At 70.0% G+C, this 16,698-nt stretch carries 17 protein-coding genes and 1 pseudogene; 9 read left to right on the top strand and 9 right to left on the bottom strand.

The genetic code is table 11. The features are described from left to right. The 4 genes from sigM to trxA all read left to right on the top strand — a co-directional run bounded on the left by sigM (position 1) and on the right by trxA (position 3,038). Complete coding sequence (gene sigM / locus PV350_RS09695) at positions 1-693, top strand: RNA polymerase sigma factor SigM (RefSeq protein ID WP_500333377.1); 693 nt, start codon at positions 1-3, stop codon at positions 691-693. Then, positions 690-1,565, top strand: a complete 876-nt coding sequence (locus PV350_RS09690) for an RsmA family anti-sigma factor (protein ID WP_500333376.1) — start codon at positions 690-692, stop codon at positions 1,563-1,565. The genes sigM and PV350_RS09690 overlap by 4 nt, the downstream gene beginning before the upstream one ends. A gap of 109 nt (positions 1,566-1,674) precedes the next feature. Further along, positions 1,675-2,661, top strand: a complete 987-nt coding sequence (gene trxB / locus PV350_RS09685) for a thioredoxin-disulfide reductase (protein WP_499512895.1) — start codon at positions 1,675-1,677, stop codon at positions 2,659-2,661. A gap of 47 nt (positions 2,662-2,708) precedes the next feature. After that, positions 2,709-3,038 carry a thioredoxin gene (gene trxA / locus PV350_RS09680; protein ID WP_431958961.1) on the top strand — a complete coding sequence of 110 codons (330 nt, stop codon included), beginning with the start codon at positions 2,709-2,711 and terminating at the stop codon, positions 3,036-3,038. 56 nt (positions 3,039-3,094) lie between these two features. On the opposite strand, the gene PV350_RS09675 is transcribed toward trxA, so the two are convergent. The 9 genes from PV350_RS09675 to rpmH all read right to left on the bottom strand — a co-directional run bounded on the left by PV350_RS09675 (position 3,095) and on the right by rpmH (position 9,661). Then, on the bottom strand, positions 3,095-3,712 hold the full coding sequence (locus PV350_RS09675; protein WP_499512894.1) for a GNAT family N-acetyltransferase: 618 nt from the start codon (positions 3,710-3,712) through the stop codon (positions 3,095-3,097). Between the two features lie 297 nt (positions 3,713-4,009). After that, positions 4,010-5,119 (bottom strand): ParB/RepB/Spo0J family partition protein, encoded by a 1,110-nt coding sequence (locus PV350_RS09670; RefSeq protein WP_500333375.1) that lies wholly within the window; start codon positions 5,117-5,119, stop codon positions 4,010-4,012. Next, the gene (locus PV350_RS09665) at positions 5,116-6,165 is read right to left on the bottom strand and encodes a ParA family protein (protein WP_499512892.1); all 1,050 of its coding nucleotides are present in this window, start codon (positions 6,163-6,165) and stop codon (positions 5,116-5,118) included. The genes PV350_RS09670 and PV350_RS09665 overlap by 4 nt, the downstream gene beginning before the upstream one ends. 252 nt (positions 6,166-6,417) lie before the next feature. Further along, entirely contained in the window at positions 6,418-7,134 is a 717-nt protein-coding gene (gene rsmG / locus PV350_RS09660) for a 16S rRNA (guanine(527)-N(7))-methyltransferase RsmG (protein ID WP_499512891.1), read from the bottom strand. Positions 7,135-7,237: 103 nt separating this feature from the next. Beyond that, a complete protein-coding gene (locus tag PV350_RS09655; RefSeq protein ID WP_499512890.1) occupies positions 7,238-7,735 on the bottom strand; it encodes a Jag family protein in 498 nt (165 codons plus the stop codon). A gap of 15 nt (positions 7,736-7,750) precedes the next feature. Continuing rightward, positions 7,751-8,803, bottom strand: coding sequence for a membrane protein insertase YidC (yidC, locus tag PV350_RS09650; protein WP_500333374.1), 1,053 nt, complete (start codon positions 8,801-8,803; stop codon positions 7,751-7,753). Between the two features lie 2 nt (positions 8,804-8,805). Continuing rightward, entirely contained in the window at positions 8,806-9,126 is a 321-nt protein-coding gene (yidD, locus tag PV350_RS09645; protein ID WP_037731476.1) for a membrane protein insertion efficiency factor YidD, read from the bottom strand. Next, positions 9,123-9,497, bottom strand: a complete 375-nt coding sequence (rnpA, locus tag PV350_RS09640; RefSeq protein ID WP_500333373.1) for a ribonuclease P protein component — start codon at positions 9,495-9,497, stop codon at positions 9,123-9,125. The genes yidD and rnpA overlap by 4 nt, the downstream gene beginning before the upstream one ends. Positions 9,498-9,523: 26 nt before the next feature. Further along, positions 9,524-9,661, bottom strand: coding sequence for a 50S ribosomal protein L34 (gene rpmH / locus PV350_RS09635; protein ID WP_003975051.1), 138 nt, complete (start codon positions 9,659-9,661; stop codon positions 9,524-9,526). A gap of 389 nt (positions 9,662-10,050) precedes the next feature. Here rpmH and dnaA point away from each other — a divergent pair, with 389 nt between their 5' ends. The 5 genes and pseudogenes from dnaA (at position 10,051) to PV350_RS09610 (ending at position 16,449) form a co-directional block, all read left to right on the top strand. Next, positions 10,051-11,808: a chromosomal replication initiator protein DnaA gene (gene dnaA / locus PV350_RS09630; RefSeq protein WP_499512887.1), complete on the top strand. Its 1,758-nt coding sequence runs from the start codon at positions 10,051-10,053 to the stop codon at positions 11,806-11,808. A gap of 838 nt (positions 11,809-12,646) precedes the next feature. Then, the gene (dnaN, locus tag PV350_RS09625; protein WP_499512886.1) at positions 12,647-13,777 is read left to right on the top strand and encodes a DNA polymerase III subunit beta; all 1,131 of its coding nucleotides are present in this window, start codon (positions 12,647-12,649) and stop codon (positions 13,775-13,777) included. A gap of 79 nt (positions 13,778-13,856) precedes the next feature. After that, positions 13,857-14,738, top strand: a pseudogene (gene gnd / locus PV350_RS09620) (phosphogluconate dehydrogenase (NAD(+)-dependent, decarboxylating)); the annotation flags it as partial. Between the two features lie 32 nt (positions 14,739-14,770). Then, positions 14,771-15,901, top strand: a complete 1,131-nt coding sequence (gene recF / locus PV350_RS09615) for a DNA replication/repair protein RecF (protein ID WP_499512885.1) — start codon at positions 14,771-14,773, stop codon at positions 15,899-15,901. Next, positions 15,898-16,449, top strand: coding sequence for a DciA family protein (locus PV350_RS09610; protein ID WP_500333372.1), 552 nt, complete (start codon positions 15,898-15,900; stop codon positions 16,447-16,449). Before recF ends, PV350_RS09610 begins: the two co-directional genes overlap by 4 nt. The last annotated feature ends 249 nt before the right edge of the window (positions 16,450-16,698 follow it).

Raw genomic sequence — 16,698 nt, 5'->3', positions numbered from 1 at the left:
GTGGGCACGCAAGGAACGGGCGGGGAGGTCAGCGACAGCGACCTCCTCGCCCGTCATGTCGCGGGGGACCCGAACGCCTTCGGGGAACTCGTCCGCCGGCACCGCGACCGGCTGTGGGCGGTGGCGCTGCGGACCCTGGGGGACCGCGAGGAAGCCGCGGACGCCGTGCAGGACGCGCTCGTCTCGGCCTTCCGCTCCGCCCACACCTTCCGCGGGCAGTCGGCCGTCACGACCTGGCTGCACCGCATCACCGTGAACGCGTGCCTGGACCGGGCGCGCAAGGCCGCCTCACGCCGCACCGCTCCGGTCACGGACGAGAAGCAGTTCGAGGAACTGCTCGAACCCCATGAGTCCGCCGCGGCCCCCGCCGAGCGTGGCGAGCTCCACCGGGAACTGCTGCGCGCGCTCGGGACGCTCCCCGTGGAGCAGCGGGCCGCCCTGGTCCTGGTCGACATGCAGGGCTACCCCGTGGCCGAGGCCGCCGCCGTCCTGGACGTGCCGACGGGGACGGTCAAGAGCAGATGCGCCCGCGGCAGGGCACGACTGCTGCCGCTCCTCTCCCATCTGCGGGAGGCCTCGGGGAGTAGCGGCGATCACCCAGGGGGAAGGAACCGGACGGAGAACGCATCCGTCCCAGAGACGGAGGCCCGGCCGGGCCACGGCTTCACGAAGGGCGGAGGTGGACACCCATGACGTCGACGACGGGTACGGACGAGCACCCCGAGGTCGCCGAGATCTCCGCGCTCAGCGAGGGCATCCTCCCGCCCGAGCGCTCGGCCGACGTCCGCGGGCACATCGACGGCTGTGCGCTCTGCGCCGACGTCCGCGCCTCGCTGGACGAGATCCGCGGACTGCTGGGCACCCTCCCCGGCCCGCCCCGGATGCCGGCCGACATCGCGGGCCGGATCGACGCCGCACTCGCCGCCGAGGCGCTGCTCGCCGCGAGCGGTGCCGATGTTTCACGTGAAACAGAGACCACCGAGCCGCCCCGTGTTTCACGTGAAACATCAGCCGCGGCCGACGGAAGGCCCACCGGTCGCGGCACCGGTCCCAGCGGCCCCGGCCGCCCGGGGACCCGGTCCCGTCGCCGCTGGGGGAAGGGGATCCTCATCACCGCCTCCATGGCCGCCGTGCTCGGTCTCGGGACCGTCCTCGCCCAGTCCGGCTGGAACGCCGGGGGGAGCTCCGACAGCCAGTCGTCGTCGGCCTCCGACGCGGGCGCCAAGGCTGACACCGACATGCTCGGCGTGCAGGTACACGATCTGCTGACAGACCGCACGGGCAAGGGCCCGGAGAGCAAGCCCGATGGGCAGTCCGAGGGGCAGTCCCCCATGGTCGGCATGGACAGCGCCGCGCCGTCCTGCGTCCTGGGAGCCGTCGACCGCCGGGAGGCCCCGATCGCCTTCCAGCGGGGCCGGTACGAGGGCATGGACTCCTACCTGGTCGTGATGCCGCACGAGGGCGACCCCGCGCTGGTCGACGCCTACGTCGTGGACGCCTCGTGCGCCACCGCGCAGCCCCCCGTCACGGGCACCCTCCTCCGTGAGGAGACATACCCTCGCTAGCGCCGCGCCGATGGGAATGCCCGGACCGTAGGATCCGTTAGGCGGGATGACAATGGTCCCGTCGCCGAGGCACCCGGCGAGTCGGCACAGCAGAGACGAGGAAGCACCCGTGAGCGACGTCCGAAACGTGATCATCATCGGTTCCGGTCCGGCGGGATACACAGCCGCGCTCTACACCGCCCGCGCCTCCCTCAAGCCCCTGGTCTTCGAAGGGGCGGTCACGGCCGGCGGTGCTCTGATGACCACGACCGATGTGGAGAACTTCCCCGGCTTCCGCGACGGCATCATGGGCCCCGACCTCATGGAGAACATGCGGGCCCAGGCCGAGCGGTTCGGTGCCGAGCTGATCCCGGACGACATCGTCGAGGTCGACCTCGAGGGCGACATCAAGACCGTCACCGACTCCGCGGGCACCGTCCACCGGGCGAAGGCCGTCATCATCGCCACCGGCTCCCAGCACCGCAAGCTGGGCCTGCCCAACGAGGACCAGCTCTCCGGTCGCGGCGTCTCGTGGTGCGCCACCTGTGACGGCTTCTTCTTCAAGGACCACGAGATCGCCGTCATCGGCGGTGGCGACACCGCCCTGGAGGAGGCGACCTTCCTGTCGCGCTTCGCCAAGAGCGTGAAGGTCGTCCACCGCCGGGACACCCTCCGCGCCTCCAAGGCCATGCAGGAGCGTGCCTTCGCCGACCCGAAGATCTCGTTCGTCTGGGACAACGAGGTCGCCGAGATCAACGGCGACGGCAAGCTCTCCGGCCTGGTCCTGCGGAACACCAAGTCCGGCGAGACCTCGGCGCTGCCGGTCACCGGACTCTTCATCGCGATCGGCCACGACCCGCGGACCGAGCTGTTCAAGGGCATCCTCGACCTGGACGAGGAGGGCTACCTCAAGGTCGAGTCCCCCAGCACCCGCACGAAGATCCCCGGTGTCTTCGCCGCCGGCGACGTCGTGGACCACACCTACCGCCAGGCGATCACCGCCGCGGGCACCGGTTGCTCCGCCGCCCTGGACGCCGAGCGCTACCTCGCCGCGCTGAGCGACGCGGGCAGCGAGCACACCCGCGAGCCCGAGCAGACCGCCGCCGCGGTCGTCTGACCGCACCGCACGAACAAGTACCCGTCCTACACACCGAGGAGACAGCCGTGGCCGGCAACACCAAGACCGTGACCGATGCGACCTTCGACGAGGAGGTCCTGTCCAGCGACAAGCCCGTGCTCGTCGACTTCTGGGCCGAGTGGTGCGGTCCGTGCCGCCAGATCGCCCCTTCCCTGGAGGCGATCGCCGCGGAGCACGGCGACCAGATCACCATCGTCAAGCTGAACATCGACGAGAACCCGGTCACCGCCGCCAAGTACGGCGTCATGTCGATCCCGACCCTCAACGTCTACAAGGGCGGTGAGGTCGTGAAGACCATCGTCGGCGCCAAGCCGAAGGCCGCCATCGAGCGCGACCTGTCCGACTTCATCGGCTGAGCACCGCAGACGGACACGAAAGGGCCCGCCCCCGTGAGGGGCGGGCCCTTCGTCCGTCACAGGGGCCGCAGCGCCGGTTCCTTCTGCACGGCGCCGAGCAGCCGGTCGATCGCCATCTCGACGTCCTCCTTCCAGGAGATCGTCGTCCGCAGTTCCAGCCTCAGCCGGGGGAACCGCGGGTGCGGCCGCACCGTCTTGAACCCGACCGCCAGCAGGTGCTCGGCGGGGAGCACGCACGCCGGCTCCTCCCAGCGCGCGTCACCGAAGGCCTCGATCGCCCGGAAGCCCCGCCGCACCAGGTCCTTGGCCACCGACTGCACCAGGACCCGGCCCAGTCCCTGTCCCTGGAAGCCCGGGAGGATGCGGGCGGTCATCAGCTGGACCGCGTCGGGGGAGACGGGACTCGTGGGGAAGGCCGTCGAGCGCGGCACGTAGGCCGGCGGGGCGTAGAGCACGAAGCCGGCCGGCACCTCGTCCACGTAGACGACACGGCCGCAGGAGCCCCATTCCAGGAGCACCGCGGAGATCCAGGCCTCCTTCTCCAGCTCGGGCTTGCCGGCCTGGACGGCGGCCTCACCGCTTACCGGATCGAGTTCCCAGAAGACGCACGCGCGGCAGCGGTTGGGGAGATCCGGGAGGTTGTCCAGCGTGAGCGGAACGAGCCGACGCCCCATGAGGTCTGACCCTCGTTTCTGTCGTGGACCCAACTGCCGACGAAGCCACCCACGGCGCCCAGCCCAAGCCCCGCTGCGAGGAGAGCGGCTTTCTGCCAATCGTGCTCCACTCCGACGCGCCGCACCGATCGCATGAGCCCCTCCTCGGAGGTAGTGCTCCATCCCGTACGCATCGTATCCGTGAGCGGACAAGTCCGACACCGGAGCAACGCGAACGGCCCAGCAAAAAGCGGGTCACATCCCTCTCGGGATGCGACCCGCCCGGAAGTTGCGGACCGTCACATGACGGGGAGGGGATCACTCCTCCTCGTCGGTCTCCTCCGTGAGCGACCGCTCGAGGACCTCGCCCTCACCCGGGGCCATCGAGCCGAGGATGCGCTCCAGGTCCTCTATCGAGGCGAACTCCACGACGATCTTCCCGCGCTTCTGCCCCAAGTCCACCTTCACCCGGGTCTCGAAGCGGTCCGAGAGCCGCAGCGCCAGATCGGTCAGCGCGGGGGACATCCGCTTGCCGGCCCGGGGGGACGGGGCCTTCCTCGTCGGCTGGGACTCGGAGTTCATCACATGCACGATCTCCTCGACCGCGCGCACCGAGAGCCCCTCGGCCACGATCCGGCTGGCGAGCCGGTCCTGGTCCTCCACGTCCTCCAGGGCGAGCAGGGACCGTGCGTGCCCGGCGGAGAGCACACCGGCCGCCACACGGCGCTGTACGGGCGCGGAGAGCTTCAGCAGGCGCAGGGTGTTGGAGACCTGGGAACGGGAGCGGCCGATGCGGTCGGCGAGCTGCTCGTGCGTGCAGGCGAAGTCCTTGAGGAGCTGGTCGTAGGCGGCCGCCTCCTCCAGCGGGTTCAGCTGGGCACGGTGCAGGTTCTCCAGCAGAGCGTCCAGGAGGAGCTTCTCGTCCTCGGTGGCCCGCACGATCGCCGGGATGGCTTCCAGGCCCGCCTCCCGGCTGGCCCGCCAACGGCGCTCGCCCATGATGAGCTCGTAGCGCTCCGGTCCGACCTGACGGACGACGACCGGCTGCAGGAGGCCGACCTCCTTGATGGAGGTGACCAGCTCGGCCAGCGCGTCCTCGTCGAAGACCTCACGCGGCTGACGCGGGTTGGGGATGATCGCGTCCAGCGGCAGCTCGGCGAAGTACGCCCCCGCCACCATCGGCGGCTCCTGGGCCGCGATGGCCTCAGAGGTTTCACGTGAAACCGGGATCGCAGCGGTGCCCTCGCGGCCCTGCTGTTCCACCAGGGCCGCCACCTTGGCGACGGCGACCCCTCGTTCCGGCGCCAGGACCGGTGCGGCGTTCGCCGCCGTCGCCACCGCGGTCGCGGCCGCCGCGTCCGCACCGTTCGGTGCGGCGGGAATCAGCGCGCCGAGACCACGGCCGAGTCCTCTGCGTCGCTCACTCACTGGATCCCCTCCGACGTGTTCTGCTCATTGACTTCTTGGGTGCGTCCCAGCCCGCGCAGGGCCATCTCGCGTGCCGCCTCGAGGTACGACAGCGCTCCGCTCGAACCCGGATCGTAGGTCAGCACCGTCTGGCCGTAGCTGGGGGCCTCCGAGATGCGTACCGAGCGCGGGATGCTCGTGCTCAGCACCTCCTTGCCGAAGTGGGTGCGCACTTCTTCGGCGACCTGCGAGGCGAGCCGGGTCCGGCCGTCGTACATGGTCAACAGGATGGTGGAGACGTGGAGCTTCGGGTTGAGGTGGCCCCGGACCAGTTCCACGTTGCGGAGCAGTTGGCCCAGTCCTTCCAGGGCGTAGTACTCGCACTGGATGGGGATGAGGACCTCGGCACCGGCCACCATGGCGTTGACGGTCAGCAGACCGAGCGAGGGCGGGCAGTCGATGAGGATGTAGTCCAGCGGCTGCTCGTAGGACTCGATGGCCCGCTGCAGCCGGCTCTCCCGGGCCACCAGCGAGACCAGCTCGATCTCGGCACCGGCCAGGTCGATGGTGGCGGGGGCACAGAACAGGCCCTCCACGTCCGGCACCGGCTGGACGACGTCGGAGAGCGGCTTGCTCTCGACCAGGACGTCGTAGATGGAGGGGACTTCGGAGTGGTGGTCGATCCCGAGGGCGGTGGATGCGTTGCCCTGGGGGTCGAGGTCGACGACCAGCACCCGGGCCCCGTGCAGGGCCAGGGAGGCGGCCATGTTGACCGTGGTGGTGGTCTTGCCGACCCCGCCCTTCTGGTTGGCGACCACGACCACCCGGGTCTGGGGTGGGCGGGGGAGTCCTTCACCGGCCCGCCCCAGTGCCTCCACGGCCAGTTGGGCTGCACGGCCGATGGGGGTGTCGTCCATCGGGGGCGGTGTTTCACGTGAAACATCATCCCCGTACGACTCGGTGCGGGGACCGGGGACCGGATCGGCCATCGGTCCCGCGATGTTGGCGTCGGACCGCAAGGATTCACTCTCCTCGACTACAAGCTCGCAATGAACAGAGCCTGCCATGCTTTCGGGGTCACGAACCAGTGAGGGCCGTTCTCCTGTGGATGAATCCACCGGTTGGGTCGCTGAATGGGTCATCTCGACGGCCCGATGAGAGAGCGATTCGGCCGCGGCGCGGGCGCGGCCGAGGATTCCTGGAAGCAGAGAGCGCCGTTTCACGTGAAACACGATGCGCAGCGCGGCGACCGTTTCCTACACGACACTCCGGATCATGTACGTATGGCCGTTTTATGGAGCACACGGACCCGTCCGCGATCAGCGCTGCCGCCGCCGGCTCTCCCGGGCCGCCTTGGCCCTCCGGGTCGCCGCACGGACACCACCGGGGCTCTCCCCCGCGAGCACCCGCACCACGGTCGACAGCGGATCCACGATGCCCTCGCCGACCTGGACCACGGAGGTCTCCACGGCACCGAGACGGCTCAGCGCGGCACGCGCCGCCTTCAGCTCCTCCTCGGCCGTGTCGCCCTTGAGCACGGTCATCTCCCCGTGCGGACGGAGCAGGGGAAGTCCCCAGCCGGCGAGCCGGTCCAGCGGGGCCACGGCGCGCGCGGTCACCACGTCCACCGGAGGCACCTTGCCCACCATCTCCTCGGCCCGGCCACGCACCACCACGACGTTGGACAGCCCCAGCAGCCGCACGGCCTCCTCGAGGAAGGTGGTCCTGCGCAGCAGCGGCTCCAGCAGGGTGATGCTGAGGTCCGGCCGGGTCAGTGCCAGCGGAATGCCCGGCAGTCCCGCTCCCGAGCCCACGTCGCACACCGAGACGCCCTGGGGGATCACCTCGGCGAGCACCGCGCAGTTCAGCAGATGGCGTTCCCACAGCCGGGGCACCTCCCGCGGACCGATCAGCCCGCGACGCACGCCCGCGTCGGCCAGCAGTTCCGCGTACCGCACCGCGTCCGCGAAGCGCTCCCCGAACACCTCACGTGCCGCCTCCGGCGCCGGGGGAAGCTCCGCCGCTGCCTCCGTCACGAGAACCGTCCTTCCGTTGTTACGGGCCTTCTCCAGGCTGACAAGATTCGGCCCCGCCTGCGAACAGACGGGGCCGAGTGAGTACCGCTGAGACCGGGGGAGGTCAGGAGGCCGGAAGGACGACCACCCGGCGCTCGGGCTCCTCGCCCTCGGACTCGCTGCGCAGCCCCGCGGCGGCCACGGCGTCGTGCACGACCTTGCGCTCGAAGGGCGTCATCGGCTTCAGCTTGACCGGCTGGCCGGAGCCCTTGACCTCCTCGGCCGCCTTCTCGCCCAGCTCGGTCAGCTCGGCCCGCTTCTGCGCCCGGAAGCCGGCGATGTCCAGCATCAGCCGGCTGCGGTCGCCGGTCTCCCGGTGGACCGCGAGCCGGGTCAGCTCCTGGAGCGCCTCCAGCACCTCGCCGTCCCGGCCGACGAGCTTGTTGAGGTCACGGCTCGACGGGTCGCCGACGATGGAGACCGAGGCGCGGTCCCCTTCGACGTCCATGTCGATGTCACCGTCGAGGTCGGCGATGTCCAGCAGCCCCTCGAGGTAGTCGGCCGCGATCTCGCCCTCCTGCTCGAGGCGGGTGAGCGCGTCGGTGGTGTTGCCGTCCGTCACGGCAGGACTCCTCTACTACTTCTTCTTCGACAGGTTCGGCTTGTCCGCGCCGCTGCTCGGCTTGGGCTTGGTGCCCGCGGTCGTTCCGCCGCCCGGCTTGGGCTTCGGCTTGGTGCCGCCGGCAGCAGCACCCGGCTGCGCGGGACCGCCCGTCTGGCGCTGGGACTTGGTCTGGCGCTTGGGCTGGCTGCGCTTCACCGGCGCTGCGTCCTGCAGCTCCTTGTCGGCGGCGGGCTCGTCCTTGAGCTTGCCCTTGGCCTTCAGGCGCTCCTGGCGCTGCTGGAAGGCGAGGCTGCCGGGGGTCGGGTTCCGGCGGATGACGAACATCTGCTGCCCCATGGTCCACACGTTGGTGGTCAGCCAGTAGATGAGGACACCGACGGGGAAGTTGATGCCGAAGACGGCGAACATGATCGGGAAGACGTACATCAGCATCTTCTGCTGCTGCATGAACGGCGTCTTCACCGTCATGTCGACGTTCTTCGTCATCAGCTGGCGCTGCGTGTAGAACTGCGAGGCCGACATCAGGATGATCATGATGACGGTGACCACGCGGACGTCGGTGACCGAGGCGCCCAGCGAGGCGAGCTTGTCAGCGCTGTCGGTGAACTTCGCGGCGAGCGGGGCGCCGAAGATGTGGGCCTTCTGGGCGCTGTTGACCAGGTCCTGGCTCATCACGCCGACCTGCTTGCCCTGCGCGATGTAGCTCAGCACGTGGTAGAGCGAGAAGAAGAAGGGGGACTGCGCCAGGATCGGAAGGCACGAGGAGAGCGGGTTGGTGCCCGTCTCCTTGTACAGCTTCATCATCTCTTCGGACTGACGCTGCTTGTCGTTCTTGTAGCGCTCCTGGATCGCCTTCATCTTGGGCTGGAGCGCCTGCATGTTCCGGGTCGACTTGATCTGCTTCACGAAGAGCGGGATCAGGCAGATCCGGATCAGGACCACCAGAGAGACGATCGACAGACCCCAGGCCAGGCCGCCGTCCTTGTCAAAGACAAGGCCGTACAGCGAGTGGAACTGGACAATGATCCACGAAACGGCGGCGTAGAGGGGGTTCAAGATCCCCACGGTCAGGCTCCTTGGGCATGAGGCGTCTCGACGGGCTCGGGAGTAACGGACCCGCCCGGTGCGTCACCCCGGAGGGCTTCGCGCAGGCGAGCGTGCCACGGCGGTCGCTTGCGCGGGGGGACATGGTCCACACCGCCGAGCGACCACGGGTTGCAACGCAGGATCCGCCACGCGGTCAGGGCAGTGCCCTTGATCGCGCCGTGCCGATCGATCGCCGTATACCCGTAGTGGGAGCACGAGGGGTAGTACTTGCAGACCGGACCGAGCAACGGGCTGATGGTCCACTGGTAAATCTTGATCAAGGCCAGCAACGGGTACTTCATAGCGCCACCCCCAGGAGCCTCCCGAGGGCGGCATCCAGGTCTCGGGCCAGCTGTGAATGGTCTGCGTCACCCGCACCGGGCAGCGCTCGTACGACTACCAGGCTACCGGGGGGCAGCACGGACAGACGTTCGCGGACGAGGTGACGAAGCCGACGCTTGACCAGGTTCCGGGTCACGGCGTCACCGACGGCCTTGCTCACGACGAAACCCGCACGCGCCGGGGAAGCACACCCCCCCGCCGCGTGCGGGTCCCTTGTGTCACTGTCGGTGCGCAGGTGGACGACCAAGAGCGGCCGTCCGGCCCGGCGTCCTCGACGTACCGCCGTCGCGAAGTCCTGGCGCCGCCTCAGCCGATTACCGCTGGGCAGCACGACTCACACCTCGCGCTTCGGTGCGATCAGGCGGACAGACGGGCGCGGCCCTTGCTGCGGCGGGTCGCGAGGATGGCGCGGCCGGCACGCGTACGCATACGCAGCCGGAAGCCGTGGGTCTTGGCGCGACGACGGTTGTTCGGCTGGAAGGTGCGCTTGCTCACTCGGGGGCTCCAGGATGAATCGGGTGGTGGCGGGGCGTCGCCTGGCTGTCACCGTGCGCCCACGAGAAACTCGCGGAACATTCAGGTGTGCACCGCTTGACGATCACCTTGGTGATCCTCGCCCATCGGTAGGCAGGCGGCAGCAGCCATCGACAACTCGACCTGGTTACGGTACGCGGGGCCGCGGCGTCAGGTCAAACCCGCCGGGGCGCGGGCCGTCGGCACCGCCATCCGGACGTGGTTTTGCACACCCTGTGGACAACGACTTGAACCAGGTAGCCCGCGCTGACTACCGTGGCCAAACCCCGAAACATTCCCGTCCGTCCCAAGAACCACACCTTCGTGGGACCCATCGGCACCAACCAGCGACCGACGAGAGAGCGTGCACTGTGGCTGACGTAACTGCCGATCTTGCCTCAGTGTGGCCCAGGGTCCTGCAGAAATTGCTCGCCGAAAGCGACGACCTCAAGCCGAAGGACGCGGAGTGGCTGCAGCGGACGCAGCCGCTGGCGCTCGTCGCGGGCACGGCGGTGCTGTCCGCCCCCAACGAGTTCGCCAAGAGCGTGCTGGAGGGACGACTCCTCCCGCTGATCACCGATGTACTCAGCCGTGAGTTCGGGCACCCCGTGGGCATCGCCATCGCCGTGGCCTCGGGCGGCGAGCAGGAGGCGGCCCCCGCGCCGCCGGCCCCGGTCGCCCCCGAGCCGCAGTCGCAGGCCCAGCAGCAGCCCCCCGTGTACGGGGCGGAGCCCGCCCGGTACGGCGAGCAGCCGCACGGCTACGGCGAGGTCCCGCGGATGCGCCCGGCCTACCCCGACCACGCGGTCGGGCCCACCGGCGGTGCCGGCGGCTGGCCGCCCCACGAGCCCGTGGACCGCTGGCAGCAGCAGCACTTCGGCGACTACCAGGAGCGCGAGCCGTACCGGCCGCCCGCCTCCCGCTACGAGATCCCCCCGCCCCACCAGCCTCAGGGGCGTCCGGAGCCGGTGCCGCCGCAGCGGCCGGCCATGCCCACCATGCCGACGCCGCGCACCGGTGGCGGCGGTGGGGCCGGTTCCCCCACGGGCGCCGGGACGGGGGCGAGCGGTTCGGGTGGTTCCGTGGGCCCGGCCGAGCCCACGGCGCGGCTGAACCCCAAGTACCTCTTCGACACCTTCGTCATCGGCGCCTCCAACCGCTTCGCGCACGCCGCGGCGGTCGCCGTCGCGGAGGCACCGGCCAAGGCGTACAACCCGCTGTTCATCTACGGGGAGTCCGGCCTCGGCAAGACGCACCTGCTGCACGCGATCGGGCACTACGCCCGCAGCCTCTACCCGGGTACGCGGGTGCGCTACGTGAGCTCCGAGGAGTTCACCAACGAGTTCATCAACTCCATCCGCGACGGCAAGGCGGACGCGTTCCGCAAGCGCTACCGCGACATGGACATCCTGCTCGTCGACGACATCCAGTTCCTGGCGAGCAAGGAGTCGACGCAGGAGGAGTTCTTCCACACCTTCAACACCCTGCACAACGCCAACAAGCAGATCGTGCTCTCCTCGGACCGGCCGCCCAAGCAGCTGGTGACCCTGGAGGACCGGCTGCGCAACCGCTTCGAGTGGGGCCTGATCACCGACGTCCAGCCGCCCGAGCTGGAGACCCGGATCGCGATCCTCCGCAAGAAGGCCGTGCAGGAGCAGCTCAACGCCCCGCCGGAGGTGCTGGAGTTCATCGCCTCCCGGATCTCGCGGAACATCCGCGAGCTGGAGGGCGCGCTGATCCGCGTGACGGCCTTCGCCAGCCTCAACCGGCAGCCGGTGGACCTCCAGCTCACCGAGATCGTGCTGAAGGACCTGATCCCGGGCGGGGAGGACTCCGTCCCCGAGATCAGCGGGCAGGCGATCATGGCGGAGACGGCCTCGTACTTCGGTCTGGACGTGGAGGACCTCTCGGGCTCCTCCCGCAGCCGGGTGCTCGTCACGGCCCGGCAGATCGCCATGTACCTGTGCCGTGAGCTCACGGACCTGTCGCTGCCCAAGATCGGCGCCCTGTTCGGCGGCCGCGACCACACGACCGTCATGCACGCAGACCGCAAGATCCGCTCCCTGATGGCCGAGCGGCGGTCGATCTACAACCAGGTCACCGAGCTCACCAACCGCATCAAGAGCTGAGCGCAGCGCCCTCGGCGTCCACCGAGACCTCCACAGCGCCCCGGGCCAACTCCCGGGGCGCTTCTCGTTGTTCGATTGCGCCGGCCGCGTCTTGGGGACAGGAACGTCTCTCCACAGGCGGGGGCGGTTTTCCCCCGTCCACAGCCTGGGGATGCCCGGGTTGTCCCGAACGTGTCCACAGGCACGACTGCGGGATACTCATTCGGGCTGCTGGAGGCCGTGTGGATTTGTGGGCAACCCTGATCCACAGACTGTGGACGCTCCGGCCGCCCACAAGGCCACCCTCCCGGTTGTCCACCGGCCGCCCACAGGCAGGGGCCCGTTGTCCCCAGTCAGGGACCACTTCTCCACAGTCCTGTCCACTGTTCGGCAACGGAACACACCCGCTCACCGATCGGAGTGAACCGCATCACACCAACGTGGTGGGTTGGGCTGGGGAGAACCTGGGTATTCCTGGGGACAGCGCTGGGGAGAACCGGAGCCTCCCTGTGAATCGCGTGTGCACAACTTCCGGGCGTCCACAGATCGCCCGGGTTGTCCACGGGCCCCACCCACAGGCGCGGTGGATAAAAAACAGGGCCTGACCTGCACCGGAACCACTTATCCACGGTATCCACACCCCCTATTACTACGACCAGGGATAGTTACCGGGGAACCTGCTTCGAAGTGGGGCCTGTGCACAACCGAGCCGCGGGCCGTCCGCCTCCCCGCCCTCCGGCTTGACCGCAACCCGCACCGCATGTCCGTGGCGGCTGTCAGACTGTTCTCCGGCAAGAGGGCCAGCAGGGCCAAGAGACAGTCGGCCACAGACAGCCAGCAACAGCAGGAGGCGGTTCCGGTGAAGATCCGGGTGGAGCGCGATGTACTCGCGGAGGCAGTGGCCTGGGCGGCCCGCAGTCTCCCGGCCCGTCCCCCGGTGCCGGTCCTGGCGGGCCTGCTGCTGAAGGCCGAGGAAGGCCAGCTGAGCCTGTCCGGCTTCGACTACGAGGTCTCGGCCCGCGTCTCCGTGGAGGCGGACGTCGAGGAGGACGGCACCGTCCTGGTCTCCGGCCGGCTGCTCGCCGACATCTCGCGGGCGCTCCCCAACAGGCCTGTGGAGATCGCCACCGACGGCGTGCGCGTGAGCGTCGTCTGCGGCAGCTCGCGATTCACACTCCACACCCTGCCTGTGGACGAGTACCCGGCGCTGCCCGCGATGCCGACCGCCTCCGGCACCGTCCCCGGCGAGGTCTTCGCCGCGGCCGCCGCCCAGGTCGCGATCGCCGCCGGCCGTGACGACACCCTGCCGGTGCTCACCGGTGTGCGGATCGAGATCGAGGGCGACACGGTCACGCTGGCCGCCACCGACCGCTACCGCTTCGCGGTCCGCGAGTTCCTGTGGAAGCCGGAGACCCCGGACATCTCCGCGGTCGCCCTGGTGCCCGCCAAGACGCTGCTGGACACCGCCAAGTCCCTCACCAACGGCGACTCGGTCGCCATCGCCCTGGCCGGCTCCGGCGCGGGCGAGGGCCTGATCGGCTTCGAGGGTGCGGGCCGCCGCACCACCACCCGCCTGCTCGAGGGCGACCTGCCGAAGTACCGGACGCTCTTCCCGACCGAGTTCAACTCCGTCGCGGTGATCGAGACCGCTCCGTTCGTCGAGGCCGTCAAGCGCGTGGCCCTGGTGGCCGAGCGCAACACGCCGGTCCGGCTGAGCTTCGAGCAGGGCGTGCTGACCCTGGAGGCCGGTTCCAGCGACGACGCACAGGCGGTGGAGCGTGTGGACGCCAAGCTGGAGGGCGACGACATCTCGATCGCCTTCAACCCGACCTTCCTGCTGGACGGCCTGAGCGCGATCGATTCGCCGGTGGCGCAGCTGTCGTTCACCACGTCGACCAAGCCCGCGCTGCTCAGCGGCCGTCCGGCGGTCGACGCCGAGGCCGACGACGCGTACAAGTACCTGATCATGCCGGTCCGGCTGTCCGGCTGACGCGAGGCCTGTCCGGTCGCGTCGCCCTGCAGGTACCGACGTAGGCTCGACGTAGGTCAGGCAGGCTTCGAACGAAGGATCAACGATGGAGCTCGGTCTCATCGGTCTCGGCAAGATGGGCGGGAACATGCGCACGCGCATCCGCCAGGCCGGTCACACTGTCGTCGGCTACGACCGCAACCCGGACCTCGCCGATGTCCACAGCCTGCAGGAACTTGTGGACAAGCTCGCGGCCCCGCGGGTGGTGTGGGTGATGGTGCCGGCCGGCGCCGCGACCCAGGCGACGATCGACGAGCTCGGTGAGCTGCTCTCCCCCGGTGACGTGGTCGTCGACGGCGGCAACTCCCGTTGGACGGACGACGAGAAGCACGCCGAGGAACTGGCCGCCAAGGGGATCGGTTTCGTCGACTGCGGTGTCTCCGGCGGCGTCTGGGGCCTGGAGAACGGCTACGCGCTGATGTACGGCGGCGAGCCCGAGCACGTCGAGAGGGTGCAGCCGGTCTTCAACGCCCTCAAGCCGGTGGGGAACTTCGGTTCCGTCCACGCGGGCAAGGTCGGCGCCGGCCACTTCGCCAAGATGGTCCACAACGGCATCGAGTACGCCATGATGCAGGCCTACGCCGAGGGCTGGGAGCTGCTGGAGAAGGTCCACTCGGTCACCGACGTGCGCGAGGTGTTCCGCTCCTGGCAGGAGGGCACCGTCATCCGCTCCTGGCTGCTGGACCTGGCCGTCAACGCCCTCGACGAGGACGAGCACCTCGACAAGCTCAAGGGCTACGCGGAGGACTCCGGCGAGGGCCGCTGGACCGTCGAGGCGGCCATCGACAACGCCGTGCCGCTGCCCGCGATCACCGCGTCGCTCTTCGCGCGCTTCGCGTCCCGCCAGGACGACTCCCCGCAGATGAAGATGATCGCCGCGCTCCGCAACCAGTTCGGCGGCCACGCCGTCGAGAAGCACTAGTCACACCCACGGGAAGGAGGCGGCGCGCAGCCATGCACGTCGCGCATCTGTCGCTCGCCGACTTCCGTTCCTACGCCCGGGTCGAGGTCCCGCTCGACCCGGGCGTCACCGCTTTCGTCGGCCCCAACGGCCAGGGCAAGACCAACCTGGTCGAGGCGGTCGGTTACCTGGCGACCTTCGGCAGCCACCGGGTCGCGAGCGACGCCCCGCTGGTGCGGATGGGCGCGGACCGGGCGATCGTGCGGGCGTCCGTGGTGCAGGGCGAGCGGCAACAGCTGATCGAGCTGGAGATCAATCCGGGCCGCTCCAACCGGGCCCGGCTCAACCGTTCCTCCCAGGTCCGCCCGCGCGACCTGCTGGGGATAGTCAGGACGGTGCTCTTCGCCCCCGAGGACCTGGCCCTGGTCAAGGGCGACCCCGGGGAGCGCCGGCGCTTCCTCGACGAGCTGCTCACCGCCCGGGCGCCCCGGCTGGCGGGCGTCCGCAGCGACTACGAGCGGGTCCTCAAGCAGCGCAACACCCTGCTGAAGTCGGCCGCCATGGCCCGCCGCCACGGCGGCCGCGGGGCCGACCTGTCCACGCTCGACATCTGGGACCAGCACCTGGCCAGGGCCGGCGCCGAGCTGCTGGCCCAGCGCCTGGACCTCACCCAGGCCCTGCAGCCGCTGGCGGACAAGGCGTACGAGCAGCTGGCACCGGGCGGTGGCCCCGTCGTCCTGGAGTACCGCAGTTCGATCGGCGAACGGATCGCCGGGGCGTCGGGCCGCGAGCAGCTGTACGGACTGCTGCTGGAGGCCCTGGGCGAGGCCCGCAAGCAGGAGATCGAGCGCGGGGTGACCCTGGTCGGTCCGCACCGGGACGACCTCTCCCTCAAGCTGGGACAGCTCCCCGCCAAGGGGTACGCGAGCCACGGCGAGTCCTGGTCGTACGCGCTGGCGCTGCGCCTGGCCTCGTACGACCTGCTGCGCGCCGACGGCGGCGAACCGGTGCTGGTGCTCGACGACGTCTTCGCCGAGCTCGACGCCCGGCGCCGCACCCGGCTGGCGGAGCTGGTGGCCCCGGGTGAGCAGGTGCTGGTGACGGCGGCGGTGGACGACGACGTACCGGACGTGCTGGTCGGCGCCCGGTACGCGGTGGAGGACGGCGGCGTGGAGCGGGCATGACGGACCAGCAGCCACCGCAGCCGGCGCAGGAGCCGGGCGTCCAGGACAAGCCGGTGTCCGGCGTCGACCTGGCCAGGGTCGCGTTGCGCGCCGCCAAGGAGCAGGCCCGCGCGAGGGGCGCGGCCGCCCAGCAGAAGAAGCAGGCCCGGCGCGGAGGCCTGCGCAGTGGTGCGCGGGCGGACGGGCGGGACCCGCTGCCCCTGGGCGCCGCGATCAGCCGGCTGATCACCGAGCGCGGCTGGGAGGCCCCCGCGGCGGTGGGCGGCGTGATGGGCCGCTGGCCGGAACTGGTGGGCGACGACGTGGCCCTGCACTGCCAGCCGCAGCGGTACGACGAGGAGGACCGGGTCCTCACGGTGCAGTGCGACTCCACGGCCTGGGCGACCCAGCTGCGGCTGCTCGCCCCGACGCTCGTGGCCAGGCTGAACGCCGATCTCGGGCACGGCACCGTGAAGTTGATCAAGGTCCTGGGGCCGGGAGGACCGGTGCGTTCGTACGGCCGTCTGCGTGCTCCCGGGAGCCGTGGGCCGGGCGATACGTACGGATAGGCCGGGAACCTGCTGTGCGTAATCGGGTCGAAGCCCTGTGCGCCCGCGTGAGCCGTTTTGGGACCCGGTCCGCGTGTGGGGAGTCGGCTGGAGGTACTTCCGTCGGGTACACGGGAACTCAGGTACCGCCAAAGCCCCATCTATGTCGGCGCTACCGGTAGACTGGTAGCAGTACCGCCCGCCCCTGGCCTCCGGCACCGGGGGACCCCAGCGGGACCAGTCGAACGATGTCGAGTGATGCAGCCGGTT

Origin of the sequence: Streptomyces sp. PA03-6a (assembly GCF_033792765.1) — a bacterium.
Lineage (GTDB): Bacteria > Actinomycetota > Actinomycetes > Streptomycetales > Streptomycetaceae > Actinacidiphila.
The sequence above is the reverse complement of the archived record's forward strand: the minus strand, read 5'-3'. Positions and strand labels throughout refer to the sequence as shown.